This window comes from Mesorhizobium sp. M7A.F.Ca.CA.001.10.2.1 (genome assembly GCF_003998575.1).
Lineage (GTDB): Bacteria > Pseudomonadota > Alphaproteobacteria > Rhizobiales > Rhizobiaceae > Mesorhizobium.
The window spans coordinates 1-2,539 of sequence record NZ_RZQY01000783.1 but is presented as its reverse complement, the minus strand read 5'-3'; the positions used below and the strand labels follow the sequence as shown (position 1 = coordinate 2,539).

3 protein-coding genes are annotated in these 2,539 nt (G+C 59.8%); 1 reads left to right on the top strand and 2 read right to left on the bottom strand.

From position 1 onward, the window contains the following. Positions 1–474: 474 nt before the first annotated feature. A complete protein-coding gene (locus tag EN964_RS31630; protein ID WP_127266640.1) occupies positions 475–741 on the bottom strand; it encodes a DNA -binding domain-containing protein in 267 nt (88 codons plus the stop codon). A 110-nt stretch (positions 742–851) separates the two neighbouring features. Between EN964_RS31630 and EN964_RS31625 the strand changes: the two genes are divergently transcribed. After that, a complete protein-coding gene (locus EN964_RS31625) occupies positions 852–1,070 on the top strand; it encodes a helix-turn-helix transcriptional regulator (protein ID WP_126105025.1) in 219 nt (72 codons plus the stop codon). 738 nt (positions 1,071–1,808) lie between these two features. Here the strand turns inward: EN964_RS31625 and EN964_RS31620 are convergent. After that, the gene (locus EN964_RS31620; RefSeq protein ID WP_024505687.1) at positions 1,809–2,507 is read right to left on the bottom strand and encodes an OmpW family protein; all 699 of its coding nucleotides are present in this window, start codon (positions 2,505–2,507) and stop codon (positions 1,809–1,811) included. Positions 2,508–2,539: the final 32 nt, after the last annotated feature.

Below are 2,539 nucleotides of genomic sequence, written 5' to 3'. Positions count from 1 at the left end.
ATGCTGATCCGTGTGAGATTCTGTTGAGCCTGCGCACGTAGTGGGCGCCCGCGCCCATCACCGCGCGTGCCGTGTGCCGGTGGGTCGAGCCCCGCTTTTCTTGGCTCTGGCGTCTCGACCATTCCGCTGCGCCTCCTAGCGCGTCGTTAGACTCTCGCAATTCGCTCTATTTGTGCCTTTCCCAGCAGGTGGCGCCGCATCCTTCTAGGCCCGCCGCGGCGTCCCGCAACCCTTAGCCAGCTGTGAGCTTTCAGTAGGTTGTCCATCCGGCCCTTCGGATGCGGTGCGGCTCAGACGGACCCGTTCCTGTCATGATTCGCCGACGCACCCATTCCTGGGAAGCAGCCATTGGCGAGCGGAGGACAAAATGATGAGACAGCGAAGCGCTGGGCCATCCGCGCTGTGGTGATACGTCGATGCATGGTGTTACGCGACTTCGTTGCTTGAAGCGAAGCGACCGCACCGCCCATTTCGTCAACTGGCGAACAAATCCTTGTAGCCGCCCGTCACCACCCAGTTTGCACGGTCGAGATGACTGCGAAGAACGTTGCGTGCGCGCTCAGGTTCGCGTGCCGGATCAATGCCGAGGATCACTTTGGCCATTTCCTCTTCAGTGGCGTTGTCTGCCGAGGCGTCCAGGAGCCTCATATAGGTTGTAAAGTGGTCCTTGTCGTAGGCTGTAATGCGGTCCGACCAGGGGACCTCGTCGGCGAACGGCGTGTTCGATCTGGGCTGCAACATCGCTAATTCTATCTCCGGCCAATGGACCCGCGAAGCCCTGTGCCTGCTAAAATGTGGATTACATATTATAGTTGATAAACTCAAGCCGCCTGATCCGCTGGCTTGCGTGCATGGATATGCGCAAGTTGGTCGGACGAAATGTGCAGAGGATCAGGCAAAGGAAGCGCCTGACGCAGGAGCAGCTTGCGGAGATTTCCGGGTTCAGTCAGCAGTACATCAGCGGCTTGGAGAAAGGCCGAAGAAATCCGACAATTATCACGATCTATGAACTGGCATTGGCCCTCGGCGTCAGCCACATGGATCTGGTTCGGCCCGACAAACAGGGCTGATGCACCCGCCCTCCAAGTAGCTGGCGGCCTGATGGCGCGCGCCGGGTGCTTGTGAACCCACGCTTTTCTTAGGTCCCCCGGCAGCCCCTGCCATTTAGCTCGCCCTCGCGCGGGCGCACCCTATTGGACAGTCGGACGCTGCGTTTTTGTCAGCTTTCCTGGGACGTGGGGTGGTCGGCATTCCCTTTTAGGCCCGCCGCGGCCTGCCGCAACCTTCGCTCTCGCTTCAGGTCCTTCTCTTGTTTACGGTCCTTCGGATGCAGTCCGCCTCTTTCAGCGGGCCTAATCGCTTTCTGTTGCCCGCCCCACGGGGACAGGCACGCGAGACTAGTATGGAGCGTTGCGGTTAGCGCGCGAACAGCAAAGGAACCGAAAAAACCGGCAACTGTCGCAGTATGGCTGAACCAGCCATCGTGTCGGCATCTAGGAGCCGCGTGTTCGCCTTGCGCTGACACGAAGCTCAGACATGACGTCCGGGAGACGATGCTGGCAAATAGTCTGGCTGAAGCATTCCACCCACAATACCAAAGCCCGTCCCGATTCAAAGCGCTTCTGAGCACTCCATCTCAGGCGCGGGGCCAGCTGGCCAGTTCACCTTCTTGGTCCGCCGGAAGAGAGCCCCGCCCTCTCGACAATCGGCTTCATGAGGTCTCGCCCTGCAGTGTCGACCGTAAAAAAGGGCGCGCGAGGCGCCCTTCATTTAAACCGGCAGTCGGGAAGCAGACTTCACTCTGATATTCAAAAGCGGTAGGTGACACCTGCGCCTATCAGCCAGGGATCGAGCTCCGCCTTCCCCGTCAGCTTCGCGCCGGCCACCGTGACGTCGAAGTCCGGCTTCAGGAAAAGCTTCTTCACGTCGAAGTTGAGGCCCCAGTGCTGGTCCACCATGTAGTCGAATCCGACCTGCAGCGCCGTGCCGAACGTGTTCTTCACCTTGAGAGCATCAGCGCTGCCAGTGTCCTGGTTGTAGAAGATCGTGTAGTTCACGCCGGCGCCGACATAAGGCTTGAACGCGCCGAGATCGGTAAAATGGTACTGCAACGTGAGCGTCGGCGGCAGCAGCCAAACTTTGCCGATGTTGCCCAATCCTCCGATCGTCCCTTGGCCCGCGATGTTGGCATAAGTGGTACCGAGTATGAGTTCGGCGGCGATGTTGTCGGTGAAGAAATACGAGATATCGAGTTCCGGCGTCACCGTGTCCGAATACGAAAGACCGGAGCCGGGAAGCGTATCAACGTAGCCCAGATCTTTCGTAACGACGCCCAACGCCCGCAGGCGGACCTGCCAAGGGATTGGCGCTTCGGTGACCGAGGCTCCCGTCTCCGCCAGGACGGTCTCTGCTTGCGCAGGCTCCGCGGCGACGGCCTGCTGTCCCACCATGATCAGGGCCACCGCCGCTGCTGTTGCCCGCGCTACGCCCATTCGCGTTCTCGCCATGAGATTCACTCCTTGATGTTCAGAAAGGATGC

What these genes read in the sequence shown, in the direction of transcription:
- EN964_RS31630 (WP_127266640.1), bottom strand. Translation starts at nt 741, where the DNA reads ATGTTGCAGCCCAGATCGAACACGCCGTTCGCCGACGAGGTCCCCTGG.
- EN964_RS31625 (WP_126105025.1), top strand. Translation starts at nt 852, where the DNA reads ATGGATATGCGCAAGTTGGTCGGACGAAATGTGCAGAGGATCAGGCAA.
- EN964_RS31620 (WP_024505687.1), bottom strand. Translation starts at nt 2,507, where the DNA reads ATGGCGAGAACGCGAATGGGCGTAGCGCGGGCAACAGCAGCGGCGGTG.